Raw genomic sequence first — 26,118 nt, 5'->3', positions numbered from 1 at the left:
GTCCCGGCTCTGCGGAGCAGCGTTACACGCTGCGCCGCGTCCGGGACACGGGAAGAAGCCATACCAACAAAAAAGCCGGCGCTCATCGCGCCGGCTTTTTGATGGGTGAAGGCGAAGCCCCTCAGTTCAGCTTCTGCCTGACTTCGGTGATGCCCTTGGCGAGCAGATCGTCGGCGACCTGGCCCCTGACCGACTGCGACAGGATGGTGGAGGCGGCCTGGACGGCGGCTTCGGCGGCTGCGGCGCGGACATCGGCCACCGCCTGGGCCTCGGCGAGCGCGATCTTGCCCTCCGCGGTCTTGGTGCGGCGAGCGACGAAATCTTCCACCTTGGCCCTGGCCTCGGTGGCGATGCGCTCGGCTTCGCTCTTCGCGTTGGCGATGATGTCGGCGGCCTCGCGTTCGGCCGAGGCGGTGCGCGCCTTGTAGTCGGCGAGTACCTTGGCGGCTTCCTGCTTGAGGCGCGTCGCGTCGTCGAGCTCGGCCTTGATGCGATCGGCGCGATGGTCGAGCGCAGTCATGGCCTTCTTGAAGACACCGAGATAGCCGAACCCGACCATCAGGATCACGAAGGCGATGGCGACCCAGGTTTCAGGATCGAAGAACATATCGATTAACCCTTCAAGGACGCATCAACGGCGGCATTGACCAATGCCGCGTCCGGAACCACGCCGGTGAGCTGCTGCACGATGGTGCCTGCCGCATCGGCCGCGATGCCGCGGACGTTGCTCATGGCGGTCGCACGGGTCGAGGCGATGGTCTTCTCCGCCTCGGCGAGCTTGGCCGCCAATTGCTCTTCCAGCGCCTTGCGCTCGGCGTCCGCCTGCGCATTCGCCTTGTCGCGGGATTCGTTGCCGATGGCCTGCGCGCGCGAGCGTGCCGAAGCAAGCTCGCTATCATAGGCCTTCAGCGCCGCTTCGGACTGGTCCTTCAGCTTCTGCGCTTCGGCGAGGTCGCCCTCGATCTTGTTCTGACGCGCCTCGATCGCACCGCCGACGCGCGGCAGAGCGAGCTTGGACACGATCACGTAAAGCGCGACGAAGAAGATCGCGAGCGACACCAGCTGCGAAGCATAGGTGCTGCTCTCGAACGGCGGAAAACCGCCACCGTGGTGACCACCGTCAGCCTCGGTGTGAGCGCCCGCCGCCGGACCTTTTGCGCCGCCATGACTTTCAGCCATGGAGTACTCCTGTTGCTGTCATGCGCGTCGCTTCGGCTGAAGCGGCGCGAAAATCGTCCTCAGAGCGGAACGAACAGCAGCAGCAGCGCGATCAGCAGCGAGAAAATGCCGAGCGCTTCGGTCACGGCGAAGCCGAAGATCAGATTGCCGAACTGGCCCTGAGCGGCCGAGGGGTTGCGAACGGCTGCGGCGAGGTAGTTGCCGAAGATCACGCCGACGCCGACGCCCGCGCCGCCCATGCCGATGCATGCGATGCCCGCGCCGATAAGTTTTGCTGCTGCCGGATCCATTTTAGACTCCTTGGAAGAAAGATTGGGTTTTGGGTGGAAATTCCCCGGACCGCTCAGTGTCCCGGATGAATGGCGTCGTTGAGGTAGATGCAGGTCAGGATCGCAAACACATAGGCTTGCAGGAATGCGACCAGAATCTCGAGAGCGTAAAGCGCGACCGTGAGCGCCAGCGGCAGCACGCCGCCGACCCAGCCGAGGGCGCCGAGCGAGAAGCCGAGCATGGCGACGAAGCCCGCGAACACCTTCAGCGCGATGTGGCCGGCCAGCATGTTGGCAAACAGACGGACGCTGTGGGAGACCGGCCGCAGGAAGAACGACAGGATCTCGATGAACATCACCAGCGGCAGGATGTAGCCGGGGACGCCGTGGGGCACGAAGATCGAGAAGAATTTCAGGCCGTTTTTGGCAATGCCGTAGATCAGCACCGTGAAGAAGACCAGCAGCGCGAGGGCCGCGGTGACGATCAGATGGCTCGAGATCGTGAAGGTGTAGGGAATGATGCCGACCAGGTTCGAAACGCAGATGAACATGAACAGCGAGAAGATCAGCGGGAAGAACTTCATGCCTTCCGAGCCGGCCGTCGAGCGGATGGTCGAGGCCACGAACTCGTAGGAGATCTCGGCGACCGACTGCAGGCGCCCGGGAACCAGCTGCGTGCCGCTGGCGAGCATCAGGATCGAGATGATCGCGACCGCCACCAGCATGTAGAGCGACGAATTGGTGAAGGCGATCGTGTGGTTGCCGATATGGCCCAGGGTGAAGAGAGGCTCGATGTTGAACTGGTGGATCGGATCGATTTTCATCAGCGCGGCATCTCTTGGTCTGCCGGGCGATGCCGGCGGGTCTCGGTCTGCCGGTCGGGCCCGGCCCGTACCGGCTCAAGCCGGCACGATCATTCCTCTCCTGGAGTGGATCGCTTAAGAACCACCGCGCCTGTTTTGACCCGCGCCTGCCGTTCTCACCACATTCACCACGCCGGCGACGAAGCCCAGCAGCAGGAACACGATGAATCCGAAAGGCGACGTCGACAGCAAGCGGTCGAAACCCCAGCCAATCCCCGCTCCGACAACGACCCCGGCGACCAACTCGGAGGATAACCGGAAACCAAGCGCCATCGCCGAGGCTCTGGCCGCTCTGTCTTCACCGTCACCTGCGGGTTGCTCGGTCTTGACGTGGCGGCCGCGAAATTCGGACAACCGCTGATCAAGATTTCCGAGCCGATCGGAAAGCGCAGCTTCCTCGGGCGATCTATCGCGATCTCCATTCTCGCCGTGTCCCGTGCCCTGTGTCATGCAACGAAGACCCGAAACGCCGCGGCTGAATGGAAATTGCGCCCGCCACCCTCAAAAGCCGCGCGGACCATACTGATGGCCCATAATCAAGTCAAGCCAAGTCACGATTGTGTCCATTCCCGTTATGTATATGATTTCTTTGGAAATATCGGCGCGGCCGGCAGCGCTGCACACAGCGTGACGCCGCACCGCAGCAGGTCTCCGCTGGATCGGCGAACGCAGTCGCCATTTCGCCCGGCTGCCGGGATCAAAGGGGGCCTCGCGATCGTTCATGTCAAAGGCGCGTTTTGGGCGGCGGATCGCCTCGCCGGGGTGTAGCATTTGCGAGACGTGCCACCTTTATGAGCGCCATCTTTGGACGTGCGACCGGCGCGTCGTGGCGGAGAACGCGATGAGACCAGCGAATTCATCCCCAGCATCATGGCTTGCGGCGGCGGCGTTCGCCGCGGCGATGGCCATCAGCGTCGGCTGCCTTGCCGCGCAATCCGCGCCCGACAGCGAAAACGGCCGCTACAGCATGACCCCCATCCCCGAGGGCGTGCTGCGGCTCGACAGCCGCACCGGCACCGTGTCGACCTGCACCCGGAGCGGCGCCGGCTGGGCCTGCTACGCCGTACCCGATGAACGTACCGCGCTCGACGCCGAGATCGGCAGGCTCCAGGCCGAAGTCGAGATGCTGAAGGAACGGCTTGCGGCGGGGCCGACCGTGTCAGGCAAGATCGACGAGGCGCTGCCGAAAACCGATCCGCTCAAGAAGGCGGAGCCGCAAGCACGAGAACCAAGGGCCGCCGAGGGCGAGCGCAGGATCGAGATCCCGCTGCCGAGCGACCAGGACGTCGATCGCGTGATGTCGTTCCTGGAAAAAGCCTGGCGTCGCCTGATCGACATGGCCAACCGCGTGCAGAAGGACGTCTCGGGGAAGATTTAGCGCGTGGTGAGATGCCGTAGGGTGGGCAAAGGCGCGAAGCGCCGTGCCCACCATTTGCGTCTCCGTTGAGTGAGTCGGTGGGCACGCTTCGCTTTGCCCACCCTACGGCAGCTTTCCGAATTGAGAGTGATGATGATGACATCAGCCAAATCCATCTCGCGCTCGGCGCCGTCGTCAGGGCCGGCCACCACCATCGCATCTTCGCTGCTGACCGTGCAGACGCCGGGGTGCGGCTTCAGCGACCTCACCGCCGAGGCGGCGCGGTTCATCGCCGACGTTCATGCGCGGGACGGCGTGCTCACGCTGTTCATCCGTCACACCTCGGCGTCTCTGACAATCCAGGAGAATGCCGACCCGTCGGTGCTGGTCGACCTCACTACGGTGCTGGCGCGGCTCGCGCCCGACGATGAAGATGCGGGCTGGACTCACGACACCGAAGGGCCGGACGACATGCCGGCGCATATCAAAACCATGCTGACGGGGACGTCGCTCCAGGTGCCGGTGCTGAACGGTAGGCTGGCGCTTGGCACCTGGCAGGGGATCTATCTGATCGAGCATCGCGCCCGCCCGCATCGGCGCGAGGTGGTGCTGCAATTTCTCGGCAGCAATCAGTAGCGCGTTTTCGAGCGAAGTGGCTGCCGGTTCGCGTCAAGAAAACGCGTCAAAACAAAGAATCTGGAGTTCAAAACAAAACCGGCCGCGGAGACCGCGGCCGGTTGGTGTTGATCTCGATCTGCGTCGATCAGGTCGACTTGATGTCGACGTCCTTGGTCTCCGGCAGGAAGAACAAGCCGATCACGACGGTAATCGACGCGAAGATGACCGGATACCAGAGGCCCGCATAGATATCGCCCGTCGAGGCCACGATGGCGAAGGCGGTCGCCGGCAGCAGGCCGCCGAACCAGCCGTTGCCGATATGGTAGGGCAGCGACATCGAGGTGTAGCGGATGCGGGTCGGGAACAGTTCGACCAGCATCGCGGCGATCGGGCCGTACACCATGGTGACGAAGATCACCAGGACGAACAGCAGTCCGACAACCGCCGCCACCTGCGGACGGAAGATGTCGAACGGATGCGCCATCTTCACGATGCCCGCATCGCCGGCCTTCGGATATCCGGCTGCCTGCACGGCGGCGAGGACTGCCGGATTGCCGTCCTTGGCGTTGGCGTAGGCAACTTCCTTGCCGTTGACCATCACCTTCACGCCGGAGCCGGCCGGACCTGGCGTGGTCGAGTACTTGACCGACGATTGCGACAGGTAGGCACGCGCGGTGTCGCAAGGCGAGGTGAAGACGCGGGTGCCGACCGGGTTGAACAGGTCGCCGCAACCTGCGGGATCCGCCACGACGTCGACCTTGACCGACTCGATCGCCTTTTCCAGCGCCGGGTTGGCGTTGGTGGTGATCATCTTGAAGATCGGGAAGAAGGTCAGCGCCGCGATCAGACAGCCGCCGAGGATGATCGGCTTGCGGCCGATCCTGTCGGAGAGCATGCCGAACACGATGAAGAAGCCGGTCCCGAGCAGGAGCGACCAGGCGATCAGCAGGTTGGCGGTGTAGCCGTCGACCTTGAGGATCGATTGCAGGAAGAACAGCGCGTAGAACTGGCCGGTGTACCAGACCACGCCCTGGCCCATCACGCCGCCAAGCAGCGCCAGCAGCACGAGCTTGCCGTTCTGCCAGTTGCCGAAGGCTTCCGTCAGCGGGGCCTTCGAGCTCTTCCCCTCGTCCTTCATCTTCTGGAAGATCGGGGATTCGTTGAGGCGGAGCCGGATCCAGACCGAGACGCCGAGCAGCAGCACGGAGACGAGGAACGGAATGCGCCAGCCCCATGCCGCGAAGTCGGGTTCGCCGAGCGCGGAGCGCGTGAACAGGATCACCAGCAGCGACAGGAACAGGCCGAGCGTCGCCGTGGTCTGGATGAAGGAGGTGTAGTAGCCGCGCTTGCCGTTCGGAGCATGCTCCGCGACGTAGGTCGCCGCACCGCCATACTCACCGCCGAGCGCCAGGCCCTGGGCGAGACGCAGCGCGATCAGGATGATCGGGGCCGCGATGCCGATGGTCGCCGCATTGGGCAGCAGGCCGACGATGAAGGTCGACAGACCCATGATCAGGATGGTGACGAGGAAGGTGTATTTGCGGCCGACGATGTCGCCGACACGGCCGAACACGATTGCGCCGAACGGGCGCACCAGGAAGCCCGCCGCGAAGGCCAGCAGCGCGAAGATGTCGCGGGTTGCCGGCGGATAGGCCGAGAAGAACTGCGCACCGATGATGCTAGCCAGCGAACCGTAGAGATAGAAATCGTACCACTCGAAGACGGTACCGAGCGAGGAGGCGAGAATGACGAACCGTTCGTCCTTCGTCATCCCTCCCGCGCCTGCTTGAGACACAGCCAATGTCGACATGTTGAGTCGCTCCCCGAAAAATCGTTTCCTCGCGCCCTGGATGTCCGGTCATGCCGGATCAACCCAAGCCTTGCCCCCAAGGTAACATTGGCGTGAAACCCGCCCCAATACGACTTTCGGCCTTTCGCACTGACGCTCGCCTGACGCCGCGGCCGTTCCATCCGGCAACATAGTGCCGGCTTGTGGATTAACCCCGTTGCCGCAAAGGGATAATGTCCACTTGCATGCCACGGCTGGTCGGGAAACAATTGACCAAGGCCCTGCGCCGGCCTACTGGCCCGGTGCGATTGCCAGCAAGAGAACGATGAACGCTCCCTCGACCCATCTCGTCATTGCCGATGACCATCCATTGTTCCGCGCCGCGCTGCGGCAGGCAGTGGCGGGCGTCCTGAGCTCGGCCAGGATCGACGAGGCTGGATCGTTCGAGGATCTGACCAAACTTTTGGAACAGACCTCCGACGTCGACCTGATCCTGCTCGACCTCTCGATGCCCGGGATCTCCGGCTTTTCCGGCCTGATCTATCTGCGCGCACAATATCCGGCCATTCCGGTGGTGATCGTCTCGGCGTCCGACGACAGCGCCACCATCCGCCGCTCGCTCGATTTCGGCGCCTCCGGTTTCATTCCGAAGCGATTCGGCGTCGAGACCTTGCGCGACGCCATCCTCAAGGTGATGGAGGGCGACGTCTGGGTTCCCGCCGACACCGATCTGTCGGCGGTCGCCGATCCCGACATGACGCGCCTGCGCGACCGGCTGGTGACGCTAACGCCGCAGCAGGTCCGGGTTCTGATGATGCTGTCGGAGGGGTTGCTCAACAAGCAGATCGCTTATGAGCTCGGCGTCTCCGAGGCCACCATCAAGGCGCATGTCTCGGCGATCCTGCAAAAGCTCGGCGTCGAAAGCCGGACCCAAGCCGTGATCGCTGCCGCGAAAATTGCCGGCGGCCAGTGGAAGCAGGGTACCCCGACGGGGTGAGCCTGGAAGAGGGCCTCTCGCAGCCTGTAGCCCGGATGAGCGAAGCGACATCCGGGACCGCTAGTGCGGCTAGCTAGCGAAAACCCCGGATTACGCTTGCGCTCCATCCGGGCTACCGGATCTTGCTGTGTCGCTCCCCCTGTCAATCCGCCGCCGCAAAAATATTCCACTTTACCGAAATTCGGTTTTGGCGTATGTGTCGCTCATCCCGGCTCATCCTTGAGGGGCGATCTTGTGGTCGTCACGTTCGCGAGCCGGGCTTGCGGTGGACGCGGCAGCGTTCGGGTGCGAGTGGCCAAGGGCAGGGCGGATTGCTCTCCGTGAGCCCAAGGCTTCGTTCCGACGAGCGGCGCTGCTAGGCTTCGTCTCGTCTGTAAGTTTCCGGCTCCGTCGACAGGGCTGGAAAAACTGCGGCGAAATGGCGGGCCGTGCGTACGGCAAAACCGTGTGGTCCTGGCCGTCGTTGCTACGGTCAAGCCCTGGCGAATGCGGCATCCGCGTCAACCGGCGCGGTGCCGGTGAATTTCGCGAAGGCGAGGGAGGCCAAAAGGAACTCGGCTCCCGGGAGAGCACGGCATAAGCCGTCCAACCATCGCGCAGGGAAGGCCGAGTGATTGGCACCACCTGTATGCTGCTGTGCGGTTTCCTTGCGCACCATTTTCGCGCAGCGGACCGCGGGTGCGAGGTCAGCACCCGGCCTTTCCTGCGCCCCCTTGGCTTAGAGGGTGGAGTGACGAAGCAAAGCTCGGGCGAAACACGTCGCGAGGACGCGAAGGTGTGTCTGCAAGTTGAATCTGCATTGGAGGATGACGATGCTGCCCCTTGCTCCGTCATTGCGAGCGCAGCAATCCAGTGTCTTTCCGCAGAGGGATTCTGGACTGCTTCGCTGCGCTCGCAATGACGATGTGGAGAGAACGTGCGACATACTCCGCTCTCGTGCCCCGGACGCAGCGCAGCGTCCCTTCGACGATGCGCTGCAGAGCCGGGGCCCATCTCGCCGCACTGTATCATGTCACTGCTGGGTCCCGGTTCTGCGCAGCAACGCAAGAGCGTTGCAGCGCGCCCAGGACACGAGCTGCACCGAGTCCGCGTCACAATGTTTGCAACAACTTGTCGGCGGCCCGGATATCGGCTGTCTCTGAGCCCTGGGCGAAGCCTTCATACGCCAATTGAAGCCATCGCTTCGCTTCCTCGCGCCGGCCGCGTTCGGCAAGGAGCCCCGCGAGATCGATCGCGGCCCGCAGCTCCCAGGCTTTGGCGCCTTTGCGACGACTCAATTCGAGTGATTGGACGAAGTGGGCTTCTGCCTGATCAGCGTCGGGCTGGGGCCTCGCCAAGAGAACCCTTCCCTTCATGCGCAGCAGCTCGGGCATGTACAGATGATCGCCGCTTTGCTCGACGAGGCGGATCGCATCGTCGATCAGGCCCGCACTCCGCTCGATCTGCCCAAGCGCCATCAAGCCCTGAACAAGCGCGATGTTGAACGTCGTGGTGAGCAGCTCGTAGCCGGCATCGTGGAGCTCACGCAGACACGTCCCGATCGTCTCGACGCCTTCGGCGGCATGGCCGCGCCGGATCGCCAGTTCGCCTTTGACGCCGCGGCCGACCGCAAGATAGGGGCCCATGGAGCGCGATTCGGCATGGGCGATGAAGCGGTCGATGTTCTCTTCCGCGGCATCGAGGTCTCCGCTCCAGAGATCGATCGAGACCGCCCAGATCAACGCAATGCAGAGCGTGATCGGATGGTCCATCTGCGCGGCCTCGACGACCGTCTGTCGGGCCAGTTGCAGCGCATCCGCGGGGCGGCCCTGCAACCAGAACTCGCGCGCGAGCGAGATGCCGGCCCGGTTGCGGTGATCGAAGCCATAGACGGTGCTGATCCGTTCCGTGCCCGGCCCATGCCAGGCGGCCTCCAGCATCGTCAGCGCGTCGCGGTGCTCGCCGGCAAGATGCAAGGAGACACCGAGGAGCGAATGGGCGAGGGCGAGGGAGGCGGCATCGCCGAGTGTCCCGGCGACCGTAAGGCTTTGCTGCGCATAGCCGAGCGCGGCGTCGAACTGTCCCATCCGCTCGTGGAAGATATGCATGCGCCCGAGCAGCTGGAGCTGGTTCGGCGCGTCGCCGCGCGCCTCGGCGATCGCAAGGCTTCGGCTCAAGGCGGCACGCGCCGCTTCGCTGCCGCCGCGCGTGAACATCAAGGTCAGTCCGAGCGCGGCCTGGATGTGCATTTCCTCGGCGCCGCCGCGCGAGAAGGGATCTATCGCAAGCAGCGCCCGTTCAGACCAGCGCCGGCACTCGACCAGCAACGACATCGCGAGAAAAATTGGCGCTGCAGCTGCGGCCAGTGCAATGCCGATGCTGGCATCGCCGTCCGTGCCAAAACACCAGTCCAGCGCCGCGCGCACGTTGTGAAGCGCGGAAAAGTGGATCGCGCGCTCGTCGGCGCTCGGCACCGTGGCCCACGTCGTGCCGGCCTGCTCCAGCCATTGCCGGTAATAGGTCGCGTGCCGGGCGGCGAGCGCCGCGTCATCAGGCTCGATCTCGAGCAGATAGGCGCGCGTCGTGTCGAGCAGACGGTAACGCATCATGGCGCCGACCGGCCGCGCCGCGACCATCGACTTGGCCACCAGGCCGTCGATGGCGTCGAACAGGCGGGAGCGGTCGACACGTTCGTCCGGCACGATCTCGAGTGCGGCGTCGATGGTGAAGTGACCGGCGAAAACCGCGAGCCTGCGCAGCACGAGGCGTTCGATGTCGGACAAGAGCCCGTAGCTCCATGCCAGCGTCGCCTGCAACGTCTTCTGTCGCGGCGGCGCCGTGCGCTGGCCCTGCCAGAGCAGATTGAGGCGCTCGTCGAGCAGTGCTGCGGTCTGCTCCAGGCCGTAGGCTTCGACGCGGCCGGCGGCGAGTTCGATCGCCAGCGCCATGCCGTCGAGCTTGCGGCAGATCCCGGCGACGATCGCGGCATTGACGTCGTCGAGCGCGATCTGCGCGCCGCCGGCCGTGGCACGTTCGAGGAAGAGTTGAAGCGCGGGATAAGTCTGCGCCGCGGCCGCCGTCAGCCCAGGATTGTCGGGCGGAACGGCGAGCGGCGCCAAGCGATAGACCTGCTCGCCCTCGACCCGCAGGGCTTCGCGGCTCGTCGCCAGGATATGGACATGCGGTGCGGCGTGGAAGATGTCGGCGGCCAGCGGCGCCGCCGTGGCGATGACGTGCTCGCAATTGTCGAGGATCAGCAGCATCCGCTTGTCCCTGAGATGCGCGAGCAGCGCAGGCAGAGGATCCTCGGTTTGCGCCGGCAAGCCCAGCATCAGCAGGATCGAGGTGATTACGAGATCGGGATCGCTCAGCGCGGCAAGATCGACGAAATGTGCGGCGTCGGAAAATGTCGCGAGCAGATCGTGAGCAATCGCAACCGCAACGGCGGTCTTGCCGACACCGCCCGGGCCGGCGATCGTGACGAAGCGCGAGCCGACGAGCCTGTCGGAGACGGCGGCGACCGCATCGTCGCGCCCGACCATCCGTTGCAGCCGGTTCGGCAGTTTGACGGGCGGCAATTCCGTTTGCGCGGCGGTGCGCCGCTCTGCCGGGATATTCACCTGCGAGATTGGCGCCACGAAGCAATAGCCGCGGCCGGAGAGTGTGGTGATGTAGCGGGCACCGTCCTTGCCGTCGCCAAGGGCCTTACGAAGCGCCGCGACGTGAAAGCGGAGATTGGCGTCCTCGACCGTCATGCCGGGCCACACCAGCGCCATCAGATCATACTTGCTGACGACCTGGTTCGGCCGCGACATCAGTGCGAGCAGCGTGTCGAAGGCCTTTGCGCCGAGCGGCAGCGCGACGCCGTCGCGCGTCACAAGTCTTTCATTTGGCGTCACGGTGAATGGCCCAAACGAGAGGGTTCCCGTTGCGGTGCCGGCCGGCTCGGTCATGGCGGAATCCTGATCCCTTCGAGCGGATCGGATAGCCAGATGATCGCAATCCGGCAAGGCCGTCCGCCGCCGCGATCAGACCGCGAATGCAGGCCCTTTGAGGAGCGCGAACCGGGACCTCACAACTTCTCACAAGTCCCAACGGGTGTGTCGCGGCAGCCGCTGCTAGTCAGTTGTGCGACGGCAAGGAGACCTTCATGACCCAGGCGGCAAAGTTGCTTTACACGTCCCGGACCCACACCAGCGGCGGGCGACAGGACGGGATATCGCGCAGTTCCGACGGCCGCCTGGATGTCAAGCTGTCGCCGCCGGGCGGCACCGGCATCGGTACCAATCCCGAGCAATTGTTCGCGGCCGGCTGGTCGGCCTGCTTCGAGGGCGCGATGGAGATCGCGGCCCGCAAGCGGAAGATCGAGCTCCCCAGGAAATGCGCGATCGATGCGGAGATCGACCTGGTGCTCGACGAGGGCGCTTATTCCCTCAGGGCACGCCTCGATGTCAGCCTGCCCGGCCTCGATCGCGAGATCGCGCGCGGGATCGTCGATGAGGCGCTTCAGACCTGTCCCTATTCCAAGGCCGTCCGCGGCAACATCGACGTCACGGTCGCGCTGATCTGACGGCACCACCTCCAACCATCAACAAGGTAGCACCATCATGAAACAGATCATCGATCAGCACCGCCGCCAGTTTTTCGGCATCGCCGCCGGAACCGTCGCCACCGGCCTCGGCGTGATCGGCCTCGCCCACGCCGAATCGCAAGCGCCGCGCTCTTCCGCGACGAACGCGTCGTTCGGCGCGATCAAGCAGATCGATGCCGGCGTCCTCAACGTCGGCTACGCGGAGGCCGGTCCTGCGAACGGCCCCGTCGCGATCCTGCTGCACGGCTGGCCCTACGACATTCACGCGTTTGTCGACGTCGTGCCGATCCTGGCAAGGGCAGGCTATCGTGTCATCATCCCCTATCTCCGTGGTTACGGCTCGACCTACTTCCTCTCCGCCGAGACGCCGCGCAACGGCGAGCCGGCGGCAATGGCCGCCGACATCATCGCGCTGATGGACAAGCTCGACATCAAGAAAGCGGTGGTCGCCGGTTTCGATTGGGGCGCGCGCACCGCCGACATTATCGCCGCGCTGTGGCCGGAGCGCTGCCGCGCGCTGGTGTCGGTCAGCGGCTATCTGATCTCCAGCCAGGCCGCGGGCAATGCGCCGCTGCCGCCGTCGGCCGAGCTGCTGTGGTGGTACCAGTTCTATTTCTCGACCGAGCGCGGCCGCGCAGGATACGCGAAGTACACGCATGATTTCGCAAAACTGATCTGGAAGCTGGCTTCGCCGCGGTGGAAGTTCGACGACGCCACCTTCGACCGCAGCGCGGCGGCGCTGGACAACCAGGATCACGTCGCGATCACGATCCACAATTACCGTTGGCGGCTCGGGCTCGCTCAGGGTGAAGCGAAATACGAGGAGCTCGAAAAGAAGCTCGCGGCAGCTCCCGTCATCGACGTGCCGACGATCACGATGGAAGGCGACGCCAATGGCGCGCCGCATCCCGACCCAAGCGCCTATGCCAAGAAATTCTCGGGCCGGTACGACTACCGCCTGATCACCGGCGGTATCGGCCACAATCTGCCGCAGGAAGCCCCAGAAGCGTTTGCCAAGGCCGTCATCGACGCCGACGGCGGTGCTTGATGATTTTGGCCACTTCGGTCCGGCAAGGCCGGCCCGAGGCCTGACATGCGATCGCAGTTCAATGAAGCGTCAGCGAAAATGAAATCCGGAAAGTCAAGAATTCCATCCTCTACGGCGATGATCGTGTTGGCCGTGCTCCTCCTCGTCGTTGTCCTGACCTGCGTGCCGTATCTGGTCACGATCGCGTTCGCGCACGGGCAGGCCGATGCCTCGCCGATCTTCGGCGTCACTGTCCCGGAAGGCTACAAGCAGTGGGAGCTGATCGCGCCGGCCGAGGAGGCGGCTCCCCTGGACGAGCTGCGTGCCGTCGTCGGCAACAGGACCGCGATCGATGCTTATCAAGACAACAAGCTTCCGTTCCCGGACGGCACAATTCTGGTCAAGCGGGCCTGGAAGCGGAAGCAATCGCCCGAATTTGCGTCCGCGACGATTCCCGGTGAGGCCACCACCGTCCAGGTGATGGTGAAGGATTCCAGAAAATATGCCTCGACCGGCGGCTGGGGATTTGGTCGCTTCGTCAACGGCAAGCCGGTCGACGAGGCCCAGCATCGCACCTGCTTCGCCTGCCACGAAGCTCGTGTGAAGAGCCGCGACTACGTGTTTACGAGGCTTGCACCTTGAGTGCGGAAGTTCACTCCGCCGCCACCATCTGCTGCGTGCGCCACTGGCCGAGCAGGGCGCGCAGCGAAGCCGGCTTGACCGGCTTGTTGAGCACCGCGACCTTTTCGTCGCGCGCAGCCATTTGCACGGCGGGGCTGCGGTCGGCGGTGATCAGGATCGCGGGGATGCCGTCACCGAAGCGGCGGCGGATGTCGCGGATCGCCGCGATGCCGTTGCCGCGGTCGAGGTGGTAATCGACCAGCAGGCCGGTCACGCGGCGGCCGGCAGTTTCGATCGCGGCGATCGCGCCCTCGGGATCGGCGACCGCGATCACTTCGGCGTCCCAGGCCTTCAGCAGCGTGCGCATGCCGTCGAGGATCGCGGCGTCGTTCTCGATGCAGACGATCAGGGTCCCCGAGATCGAGGTGCGTGCGAGCGGCGTCGCACTGGTCACGGCCGCGGTGTGGGTGATCGCCTTTGCCGTCGGCACCGTCACGGAAAATACCGAGCCGCCGCCGACATTGGAATCGATGGCGATGTCGTGCTTGAGCACGCGTGCCAACCGCTCGACGATCGACAGGCCCAGGCCGAGGCCGCGGGCAATTCGGGCGCCCTGCTCGAGGCGGTGGAATTCCTTGAAGATCTCGCCGCGCTTGACCGCCGGGATGCCGACGCCGGTGTCGTAGACGCAGATCTTCAGCGTGGCGCCGCGGCGGCGGCAGCCGACCAGCACGCGCCCGCGCGGGGTATATTTGATGGCGTTGGAGATCAGGTTCTGCAGCAGCCGCCGCAGCAGGAGACGATCCGACTCCACCGGCAGCGAGCACGGCACGAAGACGAGCGCCAGATTCTTGGCGCGCGCGATCGGCGCGAACTCGATCTCCAGCGAGCGCATCAGGTCGGCCATCTTGAAGCTCGAGATCGAGGTCGTCATCGCGCCGGCGTCGAGCCTGGAGATGTCGAGCAGCGCGCCGAGGATCTCCTCGATCGCCTGGAGCGATTCGTCAATGTTCTCGACCAGCCGCGTCTCCTCGCCGCTGTGCTGACGCTCGACCAGGCTCGTGACATAGAGCCGCGCCGCGTTCAGCGGCTGGAGAATGTCGTGGCTGGCGGCGGCGAGAAAGCGCGTCTTGGAGATGCTGGCGTCTTCGGCCGCGCTCTTGGCCAGCGCCAGCTCGGAATTCAGCCGGGTCAGCTCCTCGGTGCGGTCGCGCACCCGCTTCTCCAGCGTCGCATTGGCCCGCTCCAGCGCTTCGGCCGCCTCGAACGTGGGCGTGACGTCGGTGAAGGTAATGACGAAGCCGCCGCCGGGCATGCGGTTGGTCAAGATCTCGATCACCATGTGGCGGTCGGGCAGGCGCTCGAGATAAGGCTCGCCGTCGGTGGTGTAAGCCAGCAGCCGGCGCTCCAGCATGGCCTCGCGCTCGATCGGATCGGTCGGCTCGCTCACGCCCATGAATTCCAGGATTTCACGCAAGGGCGTGCCGAACTGGATGAAATGCGGGGGAACATTGAGGAGATCGCCGAACTGCCGGTTGGAGCAGATCAGTTGCAGATCGGCATCGAACACCGCGATGCCCTGGCGCACATGGTTGAGCGCGGTCTGGAGGATCTCGCGGTTGAAATGCAGCGCCGCATGGGAATCGTCGAGCAACTTGAGCGCAGCCTTCGCCGACACCGTCCGTTTGCGCAACAGCAGCGACATCACCAGACGCGAGGAGGCTGCGCCGATCGAGGAGGCGATCAGGTGCTCGGCGTGCTGCAGCAGCTCGAAATCGGCGGGCGCCCCGGACTCGAGCCGCACATTGCGCCGCGCGGAGAATGCCTCGAACGAATGCCGCGCGCGGTCAGGCCCGAGATATTGCGCCACCGTGGTCTGGATGTCCTGCACCGTGACGGTGGTGCGCCAGCGCCGGAAATTCGGGGAAATCGGCGCGAGCGTGTTGGGGACGAACAGATCGGCCTGGACCAGCTCGATCGAAGACGGCCGGCGCGCCAGCGACAGCAGCACATAGGTGAGGATGTTGAGCGACAGCGACCAGACGACGCCGTGCATCAGCGGCGGCAAATCGGCGCCGAACAGCGCCTGCGGCCGCAGCGCCTCGATCCCGAACGGGCCGTGCTGGAGCAGCAGGATGCCCGCCGTCGAAGTATCCATGAAGCTCGGGATGAACAGCGTGTAGAGCCACACCGCGAAGCCGACCAGCATGCCGCCGATCGCGCCGCGCGCGGTCGCGCGCCGCCACAGCAGCCCGCCGAAGAAGCTTGGTGCAAGCTGGGCGATGGCGGCAAAAGACAGCAGGCCGATCGCCGCGAGCTGAGTGTTGCCGAGCGCGCGGTAGTAGAAATAGGCCATCACCATGATGGCGAAGATCGCGAGCCGGCGCGAACGCAACAGGAAGTCGCTGAAATCGGCGCCGCCGGTGCGCCCCTCGGGTCGTCGTTGCAGCACCAGGGGCACCACGAGGTCGTTCGAAACCATGATGGAGAGCGCGACGCATTCGACGATCACCATCGCGGTCGCCGCCGACAGCCCGCCGACGAAGACGGCGACGCTGAGCAGATCCGCACCGCCCTCCATCGGCAGTGCCAGCACGTACATATCAGGATCGGCGGCGCCGAACGGGAAGCTGACGAGGCCGGCGAACGCGATCGGGATCACGAACAGATTGATGGCGATAAGATAGAGCGGAAACAGCCAACGCGCGCGGCCGACCTCGGCATCCGAGGAATTCTCGACGACGCTGACGTGGAACTGGCGCGGCAGTAGCATGATCGCGCAGAGCGACAGCAGCGTCATGGTCAGGAAGTTGCCGATCGACGGCGAATAGTTGATGACGCGCACCGCCTCCGGTGTCTTCATCGCGCGCTCGATCAGTTCGTGCGGCGAGAACATCCAGAACGTGACGAAGATGCCCGCGGCGAGGAAGGCGACCAGCTTGATGATGGATTCGGTCGCGACCGCCAGCATCAGGCCGTGCTGGTGCTCGGTGGCGTCCGTCTGCCGCGTGCCGAACAGCACCGCGAAGGCCGCCATCGCCAACGTCACCATCAGCGCCACGTCGCCGACGATCGGGATGTGGGAGAAGGCCTGGTCTTCGCTCAGGATGGTTTCGAGCGAGGAGGCGACCGCCTTGAGCTGCAGCGCGATGTAGGGCACCGAGCCGATGATCGCGATCAGCGCGACGGTTGCCGCCACCGCCTGGCTCTTGCCGTAACGCGCGCCGATGAAGTCGGCGATCGAGGTGATGTTGTGGGCCTTGGCGAGCTGGATCACGCGGCGGAGGACGCCGGCGCCGAGCCCGATCATCAGGATCGGGCCGACATAGATCGCGAGGAAGTCGGTGGAGGTGCGGGTGGCGAAGCCGACCGAGCCGAAGAAGGTCCAGGAGGTGCAGTAGATCGCCAGCGACAGCGGATAGATCAGCCCCGAGGCGCGGCCCCGCCCGGCCCGCGAGCGGCGGTCGCCATGGCTCGCCACCAGGAACAGAAAGCCGATATAGCCGAAGGCGGCGGCGATCACGCCCCAATCGTGCAGCATGGCGAGCGTGCTTCTCCCGGGGGCGCGCTGGCCGCGCCCGATCTCATTTTCCCTGTAAATCTAGCGCGTTGGGCGGGTGGAGGCGACAGCGAAATGCCGCGCGGGCGCGGGAACCGGGGTTGTCGTTAAGCGGTGCGCTGCCCCAAAGCTGCGCTGCCTCGGGCTCACCGAGAGAGTCCCCGCGCGGTACCCCCCTCCCTGACCCTCCCCCACAAGGGGGGAGGGAACGGAGAGAGCGTCCGCGTCGCAAGAATTCGAGACCGACCGTTACGCTGTGCGGCTACCCGATGTAAGGAGCCGCAACTCTCTCGCTCCCTCCCCCCTTGTGGGGGAGGGTGGGGAGGGGGGTAGCTCCGGGGACGGTGAAACTTAGATCGAAGAGAAGGCGAAGAAGCCTACTCCGCCGCCAGCGACTTCTCGCGCAGCGGCAGATCCAGGCGGTCCCACACCTGCAGCAGGGCTTCGGCGAGCTGATCGATCAGGCCATCGTCGTGATAGGGCGAGGGCGTGATGCGCAGGCGCTCGGAGCCCTTGGCGACCGTCGGATAGTTGATCGGCTGGATGTAGATGCCGTGCTGTTCGAGCAGGAGGTCGGAAGCCTGCTTGCACTTCTCGGCATCGCCGATGAACAGCGGGACGATGTGGGTGTCGCTCGACATCACCGGCAGGCCGGCGGCGTTGAGGATCGCCTTGACCCGGGCGGCGCGGTCCTGGTGACGCTCGCGCTCCCAGCTTGAGGTCTTCAGGTGCTTGATCGCGGCGGTCGCGGCCGAGCAGATCGCCGGCGGCAGCGCGGTGGTGAAGATGAAGCCCGGCGCATAGGAACGCACGGCGTCGATGATCTGGCCGTTGGCGGCGATGTAGCCGCCGAGGCAGCCGAACGCCTTGGCGAGCGTGCCTTCGAGAATGTCGATGCGATGCATCACGCCGTCGCGCTCGGCGATGCCGCCGCCGCGCGAACCGTACATGCCGACGGCGTGGACCTCATCGACATAGGTCATCGCGCCGTACTTCTCGGCGAGGTCGCAGATCTTGGCGAGCGGGGCGATGTCGCCGTCCATCGAGTAAAGGCTCTCGCAGGCGATCAGCTTGGGCCGGCTCGGGCCTGCAGCCTGCAACAGCGCTTCGAGATCGGCGAGGTCGTTGTGGCGGAACACGACCCGCTCGCAGCCGGACTGGCGGATGCCTTCGATCATCGAATTGTGGTTGAGCTCGTCGGACAGGATCAGGCAGTTCGGAATGAGCTTTGCGATGGTCGCGATGCCGGTCTGGTTCGAGACGTAGCCGGACGTGAAGAGCAGCGAGGCTTCCTTGCCGTGGAGATCGGCGAGCTCGGCCTCGAGCTGCACCAGCGGATGATGCGTGCCGGCGATGTTGCGGGTGCCGCCGGCGCCGGTGCCGACGCGAGTTGCGGTCTCGACCATCGCGCCCACCACTTTCGGGTGCTGGCCCATGCCGAGATAATCGTTGGAGCACCAGATCACGACGTCGCGCTTGCCCTTGGGCGAGTGCCAGAGCGCATGCGGGAACCGGCCGGCGATGCGCTCGAGATCGGCGAACACGCGGTAGCGCCGCTCGGTGTGGAGACGATCAAGGGCGGAATTGAAGAACTGGGCGTAATCCATCGTCAAACCTGCAGCGGAACCGACCAAAGACCCGCATATCCTTAGAGCTTTTCCAGCTCCAATGTCTATGCGCTATCCCACATTTGGACCTGCGGGGCATTTGGGCAAAATGCCCTATCGTGCGATTTGAAACTTGATCCGGATCAAGTTCGCGCGAGATGCAATGTTGCTCTGCACCATTGTGCCCAGGCTAATTGCGCGCCCCGATCGCCTGATGGGCGTGCGCGGCGGACTTGCGCACATGTCCGTCGTCATCGTTCAGCAGCAGGGTCAGCGCGGGTAGGACGTCCGGATCGCCGAAAGTCTCGGCGATCTCGCAGGCCCACAATCGATGCCGCGGAAGCTCATCCCTGGAAAAAGCATCGAACAGCAGCCGCCAATTGCCCGCGGCGGCGCCTCGCCGTAAGGTCCGCGCGGCTTCCTTCCGAACTCCGATTTCCGGATCGCGCCTGTAGAGATCAAAGGTCGAATGGAAATCCGCCTCATGCCAGATTTCCGCAAGGGCGCGAAGCGCGCACTCCCGCGTCGATGCTTCGGGCGCCCTCAGAAGGGGCAGCACGAGATCATGAGCTTCGGCAAGCTTCCATTGCTCGACGATGCCGCAGGCGGTGCGCCTGACGTAATCTGACGTGTCGGAAAACGCAGCGGCAATAATTGTGCGGAGTTCATGCCCCCGCTTGTGTTGTCCGATGACTTCGATTGCGGTTCGCCGCACAAAGGCATCGCTCGCCGTTGACAGTGTCCGAAGCTCGCCCAGGGCTTCGTCGTCGTCCCGTGCTAGCAGATTGCGGATGGCCTCATGGGTCATCGGCGGCCCTGCAACTCAGGTCGTCCTGAACTGAAGCACGCCGTCCTTCGTCTCGGCCGTCAGCCGGCCTTCCACGATCATGTAGTTGACGTGGGCGACCAGTTCGCCGGCGGCGAAACCCATCTGGTGTTCGTCCAGCACGTGCTTGTTGAACACCACGGGCACCAATGCGCGCGAGGTCTGCGGCACCTCGCGGCAGGCTTCCGCGATCAGGCGGCAGCGCTCCTCGTGGTGATCGGCGAGCTGCTTGATGCGGGTCTTCAGCCCGTAGAACGGCACGCCGTGGCCGGGCAGCACCAGCACGTCATAGGGGAGAGTCGTGGTGAGGCTGGCGAGCGAGGCCAGATATTCGCCGAGCGAGTTCTGGTCGGGTTCGACCGCCCACACGCTGACGTTCGGCGAGATCTTGCTCAGGACCTGGTCGGCCGAGAGGAACAGCTTGTCGTCGGCGCAATACAGCATCACTTGGTCGAGCGCGTGACCGCCGCCGGTGATCACCTTGAAGCGGCGCGTGCCGATCACGACGTCCTCGCCATGCGAGATGCGGCGGTAGGACGGCGGCAACACCGAGACGCGCTTGAGATAATCCTGGCCGCGGCCGAGCAGCTTTTCGGTGAGCGACTCGTCCATGCCGTGGCGGCGGAAGAACAGCCGTTGCGCCTCCTGCCGCTCCTCGGTGCCGCGGTTCTGGTGATAGACCGATTGCAGATATTCGACCTGCGACATCACCAGCGGGCAGTTGAACCGCTCGACGATCCACCCGGCCAGACCGACATGATCGGGATGGGAATGGGTCACGATCAGGCGCGTGATGTTGACGCCCTTCAGCGGTCCGTCGAACAGCTTCGTCCAGGCTTCGATCGTCTCCTCGTTGCCGAAGCCGGCATCGATCATGGCATAGCCGTCGCCGTCGGCGAGCAGGTAGATGTTCACATGGTTGAGGCGGAACGGCAGCTTCAGCCGCGCCCACAACACGCCGGGCTTCACCTCGACGACCTGTTCGGGGCCGGGATGCTGTTCCCAAGGATAGCGCAGGGCGTCGGCGGAGGACTGCACGGTGTCGGTCTTTGCGTTCATGCTACCGGCTTAAACCCGCCGCCCCCGCCGCGCCAGCCGAAAAAGGGCGCTGGCGGGGCCCGCATAGCGGTCATTCCGGGTTACGGAACGGCGCCTACGCCGCCCGCATGTTGTTGAGAAACGCGTCGATCTCTCCGCGCAGCATGTCGGCCTCGCGGCGGAGCGCGTCGGAGGCGCCGAGCACTTCGTTCGCCGCTGCACCGGCTTCCGCCGAAGCCGTGGAGACGCCGACGATGTTGCTGGAGACCTCGCTGGTGCCGCCGGCCGCATGCTGGATGTTGCGGGCGATCTCGCGTGTCGCCGCGCCCTGTTCCTCGACCGCGGCGGCGATCGTCGTGGTGACGTCGTTGATCTCGCCGATGATCCGGCCGATGCCCTGGATGGCGCCGACCGCCGAAGTCGTCACTGACTGCATGCTGGCGATCTGGCTGCGGATCTCCTCCGTCGCTTTCGCAGTCTGGCTCGCGAGGCTCTTCACCTCGGAGGCGACCACCGCGAAGCCGCGGCCGGCTTCGCCCGCGCGCGCCGCCTCGATGGTGGCGTTGAGCGCCAGCAGATTGGTCTGCGAGGCGATGGTCTGGATCAGGTCGACCACGACGCTGATGCGGCTCGCGCTATCGGCGAGGCTCTGCACAGTGGCGTCGGTCGCGCCGGCTTCGTCGACCGCCTTCCTGGCAATCGCGGCCGAGGTCACGACCTGCTTGCTGATCTCCTCGATCGAGGACGAGAGCTGCTCGGTGCCTGACGATACGGTCTGCACGTTGACCGAGGTCTCTTCGGCTGCGGAGGCAACCGCGTTCACCAGCGCGTTGGACTGGTCTGCCGTGTTCGACATGCTCTGAGCGGTCGATTGCATCGAATTGGCCGACTGCGCGAGATTGTCGAGTGCGGAGCGGACCGCGCCCTCGAAGTCTGCAATCTTCGCCTCCATCTGCGCCGCACGCTCGGCCTTGGCGACGCGGTCCCTGTCCTGCTCGCTCGCAAGCGCCCGGGCTTCGATCATGCTGTCGCGGAACACTGTCAGCGTTTCCTTCATCGCGCCGATCTCGTCGTTCTGCCGGGAGCGGACGATCTCGGTGTCGAGGTCGCCGGCCGAGAGCAACTGCATGGCGCGTTGAAGCTCGCGAATGCGGCGCAGGATGTTGCGCCCGACATAGAGCCAGACGAACAGCGCCGAGCCGACCAGCGTTAGAGCGCCGAGTGCCAGCATCGCGGTGGTCGCGAGCGAGATCTCCTGCCGCGCCTGGAAGGTCGATGCGTTGGTCTCCTTCTGCACGCCCTCGACGAGTTGCTGCACGCTGATGCCGAGGCCGACATTGAGCTTGCGGGTCTCGTCCAGGATGGTCTGGCCGTAGTCGATGGCGTCGAGCTCCTTCTGGCGGATCTTGAACACGCCGGCTTTGCCCTCGCCGAAGGCGAACAGCTTTTGCACGGTGTCGCGCACCGCTTGCGTCGAGGCCATGTTCGGCAGGTCCTCGAGATTCGACTTGACGCGGTCGCGTGTCGCCTTGAACTCCTTCTCGATCGCCTCCAGCGTGTCGCTGTTGTTGGCCGACAGCGCCGCCATCATGTCGGCGGCCATCAGATTGCCGTTGGCGGAGATGGTCGCAACCTGGGAGACGGTGCGGGCGGCTTCGGTAGCATCGTCGGCGGACACTTCCGCCGCGCCGAGGATCGCGTTCAGGCGCGTTTGCGCATCCAGCATGGCAGGACCGGCCGCACCGACGAAGGTGAGCTGCGCCTTGCGGAGTGCTTCATATTGCTTGTCATGCAGCGCGCCGGTATCGAGCCGCTCGCGCGCGGCCGACACCAGGCTCTGGGTCGCCTCGTCGATGCTCTTGGCGGTGTCGCGCAACGCGGTTGCGATCTGCTTGTCGGCGCCGAGCTCGATGATCTCGCCGAGCTTGGCCATGGCGAGCTGCTGGATCTCCTGCACCTTTTTGGTGCGTTCGTTCAGCGCCTCGTCGGACGGCGACGCCAGGAGGCCCGGCCCTTGTGCCGCGAGCGTTGCGCTTTGCGATGCGAGTTGAAGGCTGGCGGACAGGCGCGGGATGTCGCGGCCGCTCAGGTCTATCATGGTGCTGCCGAGATGGTTGAAGACGAAGCCGGCGCCGGCTGCAATCACGAGGCCCATGCCCGCGATCACCGCGAAGGCCGTGAACAGGCTGCCCCGCACGCCCCATGTCGGCATTTTGAAACGGGGCCGGATACGACCAAGCAAACGGCCAAGGCCCAGACGGATCGCCATCGAAATTCCCCCACGCGTGATCTTTACGTTTTCGCCGCGGAGTATCCTCGGGTCAGGTTAAAAAATCGCAAGTTGCTCAATCGGTTGCGCGTTCCGCACAGCGAAAAAAAGAAGGGCCGGCAACGATGCCGGCCCTTCATCATGATAAGGTTTTGATAACCGTTCAGTAGCGCGCGACCGCCGAGTTGGCCCAGTTGAAGCGGTAGTTGACGCCCGCCTTGATGGTGTGGTCGTCGGTGGTGAAGTTGCCGGTGCCCGCCAGCGGACCACCGGTGAAGTGCGCGTCGCCGAAATTGTAGTACTGGTACTCGGCCTTGGCCGACCAGTTCGGGGCGAACATGTATTCGAGGCCGGCGCCGACGGTGTAGCCGTTGCGGTGATCGCCCGTGATGACGAAGGCCGCCGGCACGCCGCCGACAGTGACCTTCTCGTTGTTGTCGGAGTAGGCGTAGCCGCCCTTCACATAGAGCAGGCCCGGACCCCAGGTGTAGCCGACGCGGCCGGTGATCGAGCCGAGACCGCGCTGGTCGTTGGTGTAGGCGACGCCGCCCGGGAACACCGCGCCGACGCTGCCGGAGAGCCAGGAATACTGGCCTTCGACGCCGACGACGAAGTTCGGGTTGAACTGCCAGTCCGCACCAGCCTGCACGCCGCCGAGGAAACGGCCGTTGCCGTTATTGCCGGTGGAGAGGCCGCTGAAATTGTTGTCGCTGGAGAACGCGCCGCCGACATGGCCACCGATGTAGAAGCCGGTCCAGTTGTAGATCGGCGCGGCATAAGCGGGCGCGGGCGCCTTATAGTAATTGCGGTTACCGAGATCGGCACCGACTGCCGGCGCAGCAGCGCCCAGCACGAGCAGCGCAACGGTCGCAAACAGAATCTTCTTCATCGTCCAAACTCCAACACTTAGGTCCCCGGCAGGCGCGCTTTCCGCGCCGTCGTTGATTTTGCAGATAGCTCGCTTTTGACGAAAATGCTGTCACATCCGTGGCACAGCGGCAGCCAACCTAACGTATTGGGCCGTAAATGATTTTCGTGCTTAATGTCGGCTTAAGAAGTGGTGAAGGAAGGCTTAACTCGGCGCTGTCAGTGTAACTTGCGCGCGCATCTCATTAACCAAGACGGCGCCGCGCCTCATCGCGCATCTGTTCGCGGAATGCAGCGCGCTTTGCGGGCCGGTCTTCCTCGCGCACGTCATGACGATCGAAGACGTCGAACTTCTCCAGGATCGGGTAGCGCTCGCTCGCCATCGCGAGCACGCGCAGCACCTTGGTCGCGGACGGTGTCGGGCCGCTGACTTCCCAGCGCCGGATGGTGTCGGCGCCGCCCTTCTCCGGCAATCCGCAAAGCCGGGCCATGTCGGCCGCGGTGAGCTTGCGTTCGAGGACGTCCGAGAGATCGTTGCGGAGTTGCTTCAGTTCGGGACCGGTCATATCGCCTCAATACGCGAAGTCGATGAGGTGAATGCACTAGAGCATTATCGGTTCTGATTGAATCAGAACCGAAGCTCTAGATCCTTGTTTCGACGCGTTTTCTTCACGCGAACCGGCATCCACTTCGCTCGAAAACGCTTTAGCGCTGATTCGGGTCCATCCGAAGGCGAGGCGCGGTAGCGGGCGGGCGTGCTAGTCTCGCGCCCGCCGGGCTCAGCAAAGGAAAGAATAGTCGCATGCCCGTGTTCAAGCTGCCTCTGTCGGGGGACGTCGTGCAGTCCATCAACCCGATCACGTCGTTCTTCAGCCCGGCCGGCGGCCAGTTCGGTCTCGTGAACATCACGGTGGGCCAATCCTCGGCGCCCGATGTCGAGAAGGACCTACTGTCGGATGTCGGCAGTTACGGCAAGCAGATCGGCCAGGTCGCGGATGCGCTGCTCGTGGTCATTGAGCATCTGGAAGCGCTCGGTGACAGCGCATTCGGCGATGACAAGGCAATCGCGGCCTTCAAGGAACTGATGCACTCGGTCGCGACCGTCAAGGAGCGCCACAACCGCAAGGCCTGTCGTCCGCGGCGGCGCTGATCATGCCGTGCGACCGCGCTCCGGCACCTTCGTGTGCGCACGGAGTTATGAACGGAGTGCTATGGAATTCTTCCGAACAATGAACACTTGGCGTACGGGGTCTACGGCGACGAAAGGATCAGCGATGACAGGCATCAAATTCGCGATTGCCGCACTTATCACGGTTGGCCTAGCTACGGCCCCCTCCGTTGTCGAGGCGAAGAAGCACAGGTCCGCCAGACACTACAGCTCCGTTATGGCGGCCCCGAGTTATGGCAGCGTTGGAGGGTCGATGGCCGTGCCGTCGAGGGCTTACGGCAGCTCAGGACAGACGGTGGGGACGGTCACGGCGCCGTCGATCGGCACGTATAATTGGCCTTCCGTCGGCGTCACCAACTCGGTTCCGACCTGGAGCAATACCAACCCGCCGGTTCGATAGCACGCGAACGCTCTGGGCGAGAGCCGATGTCGATCAGCGCGGCCGGTCGCAAGGTGAAGATCGCAACGCCCCCAGAGGGGAGCATGCGCCCTCAGGCGCCCCGGCCGGCCTGTTGGCCGATCACGCAGCGCCATCCCGCGAGGCGCTCGGCCGGATGCTGGTTCATCCATTCGGCAAGCTGCGGCGCACCCATCAGGCACGATTGCATCGAGACGTCGGCGAAATCGGATGTGGTGACGGTCTGCTCATGACAGTTCGCTGGAGAGGCGAGGTTGCAGAGCACGGCGATGATCTTGATCACGCGAGGTTGCCTCCGTCGCTGCGACGCGCGGAGGCTCCGCTTGATGGTTCGCTCACCGGATCAGCCGGCGGGAAGATGCTGTCGTAGATCGCGCGCGCTTCCTGGATGAGGCGAATGCGCTCGCGCTCGGATTTCGAGACAAACTCAATAACCTGGCCCATGTCGTCTCCAATAGATTCTCAATCCATCATCACATGATGGAAATCATTTCATCCGGATGTGGGGTGTCGCCTTCGGCTTTGCAGCCGTGCGGGCGGTCACGAGGGATAAAAAGCCCGTGAGGATTCCGCTCCTGAGGGGGAGCGGGGTACCTTCAGCGATGCGCCGATCTCACGGCGCATCTGTTCGGCGGGGACCGCTTCGCAGCATCGTGATGAAGAGTTGAGCCCCGCGGGATGATGGCACTGCGGCACATTTTGTCGCGCGTGGAGTTGTAAGGTCACTCAGTGCACGGGTGCCTCGACGAACGGCATCGCGATTGAGAGACCGCGCCCGAAAGGATCAGCCATGACAAGAACGAAACGCTCCATTGCTGCACTTATCGCTCTCGGATTGGCTGCAGCGCCACTCGCCGTCAACGCACAAACGTCGGGGACGGGGACACCAAGCAGCACGAGCGGACGCTCCGGAGCACCAGTACAGCAAGGGACTATTGGAAGTTCCGGGCAGACCGTCGGGACCGTGACAGCGCCATCGGTCGGAACGTCCAACCAGCCCTCCGTCGGCGTAACAAACTCGGTCCCCACCTGGAACAACACGAATCCCCGACCGAAGTAGAAATCGCGATCGGCTG

25 protein-coding genes are annotated in these 26,118 nt (G+C 64.5%); 9 read left to right on the top strand and 16 right to left on the bottom strand.

Annotation, left to right across the window (positions count from 1 at the left end; all coding sequences use genetic code 11):
- Nucleotides 1–121 precede the first annotated feature (121 nt).
- The 5 genes from AC0L3K_RS13270 to AC0L3K_RS13250 all read right to left on the bottom strand — a co-directional run bounded on the left by AC0L3K_RS13270 (nt 122) and on the right by AC0L3K_RS13250 (nt 2,761).
- Nucleotides 122–607: a F0F1 ATP synthase subunit B family protein gene (locus AC0L3K_RS13270; RefSeq protein WP_219684750.1), complete on the bottom strand. Its 486-nt coding sequence runs from the start codon at nt 605–607 to the stop codon at nt 122–124.
- A 5-nt stretch (nt 608–612) separates the two neighbouring features.
- On the bottom strand, nt 613–1,179 hold the full coding sequence (locus AC0L3K_RS13265; RefSeq protein WP_007599450.1) for a F0F1 ATP synthase subunit B family protein: 567 nt from the start codon (nt 1,177–1,179) through the stop codon (nt 613–615).
- Nucleotides 1,180–1,238: 59 nt separating this feature from the next.
- A complete protein-coding gene (locus AC0L3K_RS13260) occupies nt 1,239–1,469 on the bottom strand; it encodes a F0F1 ATP synthase subunit C (protein WP_007599451.1) in 231 nt (76 codons plus the stop codon).
- Nucleotides 1,470–1,522: 53 nt separating this feature from the next.
- Entirely contained in the window at nt 1,523–2,272 is a 750-nt protein-coding gene (locus AC0L3K_RS13255) for a F0F1 ATP synthase subunit A (protein WP_007599455.1), read from the bottom strand.
- 114 nt (nt 2,273–2,386) lie between these two features.
- Nucleotides 2,387–2,761 (bottom strand): AtpZ/AtpI family protein, encoded by a 375-nt coding sequence (locus AC0L3K_RS13250; RefSeq protein ID WP_007599457.1) that lies wholly within the window; start codon nt 2,759–2,761, stop codon nt 2,387–2,389.
- A gap of 391 nt (nt 2,762–3,152) precedes the next feature.
- Between AC0L3K_RS13250 and AC0L3K_RS13245 the strand changes: the two genes are divergently transcribed.
- Nucleotides 3,153–3,689, top strand: a complete 537-nt coding sequence (locus tag AC0L3K_RS13245; RefSeq protein ID WP_007599459.1) for a hypothetical protein — start codon at nt 3,153–3,155, stop codon at nt 3,687–3,689.
- 135 nt (nt 3,690–3,824) lie between these two features.
- Nucleotides 3,825–4,304, top strand: a complete 480-nt coding sequence (locus AC0L3K_RS13240) for a secondary thiamine-phosphate synthase enzyme YjbQ (protein WP_473366225.1) — start codon at nt 3,825–3,827, stop codon at nt 4,302–4,304.
- A gap of 127 nt (nt 4,305–4,431) precedes the next feature.
- On the opposite strand, the gene AC0L3K_RS13235 is transcribed toward AC0L3K_RS13240, so the two are convergent.
- Nucleotides 4,432–6,057 (bottom strand): MFS transporter, encoded by a 1,626-nt coding sequence (locus AC0L3K_RS13235; protein ID WP_198288262.1) that lies wholly within the window; start codon nt 6,055–6,057, stop codon nt 4,432–4,434.
- 343 nt (nt 6,058–6,400) lie between these two features.
- Between AC0L3K_RS13235 and AC0L3K_RS13230 the strand changes: the two genes are divergently transcribed.
- Nucleotides 6,401–7,072 carry a response regulator gene (locus AC0L3K_RS13230; RefSeq protein ID WP_007599462.1) on the top strand — a complete coding sequence of 224 codons (672 nt, stop codon included), beginning with the start codon at nt 6,401–6,403 and terminating at the stop codon, nt 7,070–7,072.
- A gap of 1,091 nt (nt 7,073–8,163) precedes the next feature.
- Here AC0L3K_RS13230 and AC0L3K_RS13225 read toward each other — a convergent pair.
- Nucleotides 8,164–11,004 carry an ATP-binding protein gene (locus tag AC0L3K_RS13225; protein ID WP_473366200.1) on the bottom strand — a complete coding sequence of 947 codons (2,841 nt, stop codon included), beginning with the start codon at nt 11,002–11,004 and terminating at the stop codon, nt 8,164–8,166.
- Between the two features lie 197 nt (nt 11,005–11,201).
- Here AC0L3K_RS13225 and AC0L3K_RS13220 point away from each other — a divergent pair, with 197 nt between their 5' ends.
- From AC0L3K_RS13220 to AC0L3K_RS13210, 3 genes are all read left to right on the top strand, one after another.
- A complete protein-coding gene (locus AC0L3K_RS13220; protein ID WP_473366199.1) occupies nt 11,202–11,621 on the top strand; it encodes an organic hydroperoxide resistance protein in 420 nt (139 codons plus the stop codon).
- Nucleotides 11,622–11,658: 37 nt separating this feature from the next.
- Nucleotides 11,659–12,690, top strand: coding sequence for an alpha/beta fold hydrolase (locus tag AC0L3K_RS13215; protein ID WP_473366198.1), 1,032 nt, complete (start codon nt 11,659–11,661; stop codon nt 12,688–12,690).
- Nucleotides 12,691–12,807: 117 nt separating this feature from the next.
- Nucleotides 12,808–13,311: a cytochrome P460 family protein gene (locus AC0L3K_RS13210; protein ID WP_219681159.1), complete on the top strand. Its 504-nt coding sequence runs from the start codon at nt 12,808–12,810 to the stop codon at nt 13,309–13,311.
- Nucleotides 13,312–13,321: 10 nt separating this feature from the next.
- On the opposite strand, the gene AC0L3K_RS13205 is transcribed toward AC0L3K_RS13210, so the two are convergent.
- The 7 genes from AC0L3K_RS13205 to AC0L3K_RS13175 form a co-directional block, all read right to left on the bottom strand.
- On the bottom strand, nt 13,322–16,831 hold the full coding sequence (locus AC0L3K_RS13205) for a PAS domain-containing hybrid sensor histidine kinase/response regulator (RefSeq protein WP_473366197.1): 3,510 nt from the start codon (nt 16,829–16,831) through the stop codon (nt 13,322–13,324).
- Nucleotides 16,832–17,226: 395 nt separating this feature from the next.
- Nucleotides 17,227–18,456: a 5-aminolevulinate synthase gene (hemA, locus tag AC0L3K_RS13200; RefSeq protein ID WP_354200516.1), complete on the bottom strand. Its 1,230-nt coding sequence runs from the start codon at nt 18,454–18,456 to the stop codon at nt 17,227–17,229.
- Nucleotides 18,457–18,646: 190 nt separating this feature from the next.
- A complete protein-coding gene (locus AC0L3K_RS13195) occupies nt 18,647–19,264 on the bottom strand; it encodes a HEAT repeat domain-containing protein (RefSeq protein WP_354200515.1) in 618 nt (205 codons plus the stop codon).
- 15 nt (nt 19,265–19,279) lie between these two features.
- Nucleotides 19,280–20,341 (bottom strand): MBL fold metallo-hydrolase, encoded by a 1,062-nt coding sequence (locus tag AC0L3K_RS13190; RefSeq protein WP_354200514.1) that lies wholly within the window; start codon nt 20,339–20,341, stop codon nt 19,280–19,282.
- A 94-nt stretch (nt 20,342–20,435) separates the two neighbouring features.
- Nucleotides 20,436–22,589: a methyl-accepting chemotaxis protein gene (locus tag AC0L3K_RS13185; RefSeq protein ID WP_354200513.1), complete on the bottom strand. Its 2,154-nt coding sequence runs from the start codon at nt 22,587–22,589 to the stop codon at nt 20,436–20,438.
- A 163-nt stretch (nt 22,590–22,752) separates the two neighbouring features.
- Entirely contained in the window at nt 22,753–23,478 is a 726-nt protein-coding gene (locus tag AC0L3K_RS13180; protein ID WP_007599475.1) for an outer membrane protein, read from the bottom strand.
- Nucleotides 23,479–23,701: 223 nt separating this feature from the next.
- Nucleotides 23,702–24,022 carry a hypothetical protein gene (locus AC0L3K_RS13175; RefSeq protein WP_007599476.1) on the bottom strand — a complete coding sequence of 107 codons (321 nt, stop codon included), beginning with the start codon at nt 24,020–24,022 and terminating at the stop codon, nt 23,702–23,704.
- A 236-nt stretch (nt 24,023–24,258) separates the two neighbouring features.
- Between AC0L3K_RS13175 and AC0L3K_RS13170 the strand changes: the two genes are divergently transcribed.
- Together AC0L3K_RS13170 and AC0L3K_RS13165 are read left to right on the top strand one after the other, a co-directional pair.
- Complete coding sequence (locus tag AC0L3K_RS13170) at nt 24,259–24,606, top strand: hypothetical protein (protein ID WP_007599478.1); 348 nt, start codon at nt 24,259–24,261, stop codon at nt 24,604–24,606.
- 124 nt (nt 24,607–24,730) lie between these two features.
- Nucleotides 24,731–25,024 (top strand): hypothetical protein, encoded by a 294-nt coding sequence (locus tag AC0L3K_RS13165; RefSeq protein WP_007599485.1) that lies wholly within the window; start codon nt 24,731–24,733, stop codon nt 25,022–25,024.
- Between the two features lie 91 nt (nt 25,025–25,115).
- Here AC0L3K_RS13165 and AC0L3K_RS13160 read toward each other — a convergent pair whose 3' ends face one another.
- The gene (locus AC0L3K_RS13160) at nt 25,116–25,325 is read right to left on the bottom strand and encodes a hypothetical protein (protein WP_007599488.1); all 210 of its coding nucleotides are present in this window, start codon (nt 25,323–25,325) and stop codon (nt 25,116–25,118) included.
- Nucleotides 25,322–25,486, bottom strand: a complete 165-nt coding sequence (locus AC0L3K_RS13155; protein WP_007599491.1) for a hypothetical protein — start codon at nt 25,484–25,486, stop codon at nt 25,322–25,324. Before AC0L3K_RS13155 ends, AC0L3K_RS13160 begins: the two co-directional genes overlap by 4 nt.
- 346 nt (nt 25,487–25,832) lie before the next feature.
- Here AC0L3K_RS13155 and AC0L3K_RS13150 point away from each other — a divergent pair, with 346 nt between their 5' ends.
- A complete protein-coding gene (locus tag AC0L3K_RS13150) occupies nt 25,833–26,102 on the top strand; it encodes a hypothetical protein (RefSeq protein WP_246648674.1) in 270 nt (89 codons plus the stop codon).
- Nucleotides 26,103–26,118 lie beyond the last annotated feature (16 nt).

The organism is Bradyrhizobium sp. MI1.10 (genome assembly GCF_055811035.1).
The sequence above is the reverse complement of the archived record's forward strand: the minus strand, read 5'-3'. Positions and strand labels throughout refer to the sequence as shown.

What these genes read in the sequence shown, in the direction of transcription:
- AC0L3K_RS13185 (WP_354200513.1), bottom strand. Translation starts at nt 22,589, where the DNA reads ATGGCGATCCGTCTGGGCCTTGGCCGTTTGCTTGGTCGTATCCGGCCC.
- AC0L3K_RS13180 (WP_007599475.1), bottom strand. Translation starts at nt 23,478, where the DNA reads ATGAAGAAGATTCTGTTTGCGACCGTTGCGCTGCTCGTGCTGGGCGCT.
- AC0L3K_RS13245 (WP_007599459.1), top strand. Translation starts at nt 3,153, where the DNA reads ATGAGACCAGCGAATTCATCCCCAGCATCATGGCTTGCGGCGGCGGCG.
- hemA (WP_354200516.1), bottom strand. Translation starts at nt 18,456, where the DNA reads ATGGATTACGCCCAGTTCTTCAATTCCGCCCTTGATCGTCTCCACACC.
- AC0L3K_RS13190 (WP_354200514.1), bottom strand. Translation starts at nt 20,341, where the DNA reads ATGAACGCAAAGACCGACACCGTGCAGTCCTCCGCCGACGCCCTGCGC.
- AC0L3K_RS13150 (WP_246648674.1), top strand. Translation starts at nt 25,833, where the DNA reads ATGACAAGAACGAAACGCTCCATTGCTGCACTTATCGCTCTCGGATTG.
- AC0L3K_RS13235 (WP_198288262.1), bottom strand. Translation starts at nt 6,057, where the DNA reads ATGACGAAGGACGAACGGTTCGTCATTCTCGCCTCCTCGCTCGGTACC.
- AC0L3K_RS13175 (WP_007599476.1), bottom strand. Translation starts at nt 24,022, where the DNA reads ATGACCGGTCCCGAACTGAAGCAACTCCGCAACGATCTCTCGGACGTC.
- AC0L3K_RS13155 (WP_007599491.1), bottom strand. Translation starts at nt 25,486, where the DNA reads ATGGGCCAGGTTATTGAGTTTGTCTCGAAATCCGAGCGCGAGCGCATT.
- AC0L3K_RS13250 (WP_007599457.1), bottom strand. Translation starts at nt 2,761, where the DNA reads ATGACACAGGGCACGGGACACGGCGAGAATGGAGATCGCGATAGATCG.
- AC0L3K_RS13230 (WP_007599462.1), top strand. Translation starts at nt 6,401, where the DNA reads ATGAACGCTCCCTCGACCCATCTCGTCATTGCCGATGACCATCCATTG.
- AC0L3K_RS13170 (WP_007599478.1), top strand. Translation starts at nt 24,259, where the DNA reads ATGCCCGTGTTCAAGCTGCCTCTGTCGGGGGACGTCGTGCAGTCCATC.
- AC0L3K_RS13270 (WP_219684750.1), bottom strand. Translation starts at nt 607, where the DNA reads ATGTTCTTCGATCCTGAAACCTGGGTCGCCATCGCCTTCGTGATCCTG.
- AC0L3K_RS13260 (WP_007599451.1), bottom strand. Translation starts at nt 1,469, where the DNA reads ATGGATCCGGCAGCAGCAAAACTTATCGGCGCGGGCATCGCATGCATC.
- AC0L3K_RS13220 (WP_473366199.1), top strand. Translation starts at nt 11,202, where the DNA reads ATGACCCAGGCGGCAAAGTTGCTTTACACGTCCCGGACCCACACCAGC.
- AC0L3K_RS13255 (WP_007599455.1), bottom strand. Translation starts at nt 2,272, where the DNA reads ATGAAAATCGATCCGATCCACCAGTTCAACATCGAGCCTCTCTTCACC.
- AC0L3K_RS13210 (WP_219681159.1), top strand. Translation starts at nt 12,808, where the DNA reads ATGATCGTGTTGGCCGTGCTCCTCCTCGTCGTTGTCCTGACCTGCGTG.
- AC0L3K_RS13240 (WP_473366225.1), top strand. Translation starts at nt 3,825, where the DNA reads ATGACATCAGCCAAATCCATCTCGCGCTCGGCGCCGTCGTCAGGGCCG.
- AC0L3K_RS13225 (WP_473366200.1), bottom strand. Translation starts at nt 11,004, where the DNA reads ATGACCGAGCCGGCCGGCACCGCAACGGGAACCCTCTCGTTTGGGCCA.
- AC0L3K_RS13165 (WP_007599485.1), top strand. Translation starts at nt 24,731, where the DNA reads ATGACAGGCATCAAATTCGCGATTGCCGCACTTATCACGGTTGGCCTA.
- AC0L3K_RS13195 (WP_354200515.1), bottom strand. Translation starts at nt 19,264, where the DNA reads ATGACCCATGAGGCCATCCGCAATCTGCTAGCACGGGACGACGACGAA.
- AC0L3K_RS13265 (WP_007599450.1), bottom strand. Translation starts at nt 1,179, where the DNA reads ATGGCTGAAAGTCATGGCGGCGCAAAAGGTCCGGCGGCGGGCGCTCAC.
- AC0L3K_RS13205 (WP_473366197.1), bottom strand. Translation starts at nt 16,831, where the DNA reads ATGCTGCACGATTGGGGCGTGATCGCCGCCGCCTTCGGCTATATCGGC.
- AC0L3K_RS13215 (WP_473366198.1), top strand. Translation starts at nt 11,659, where the DNA reads ATGAAACAGATCATCGATCAGCACCGCCGCCAGTTTTTCGGCATCGCC.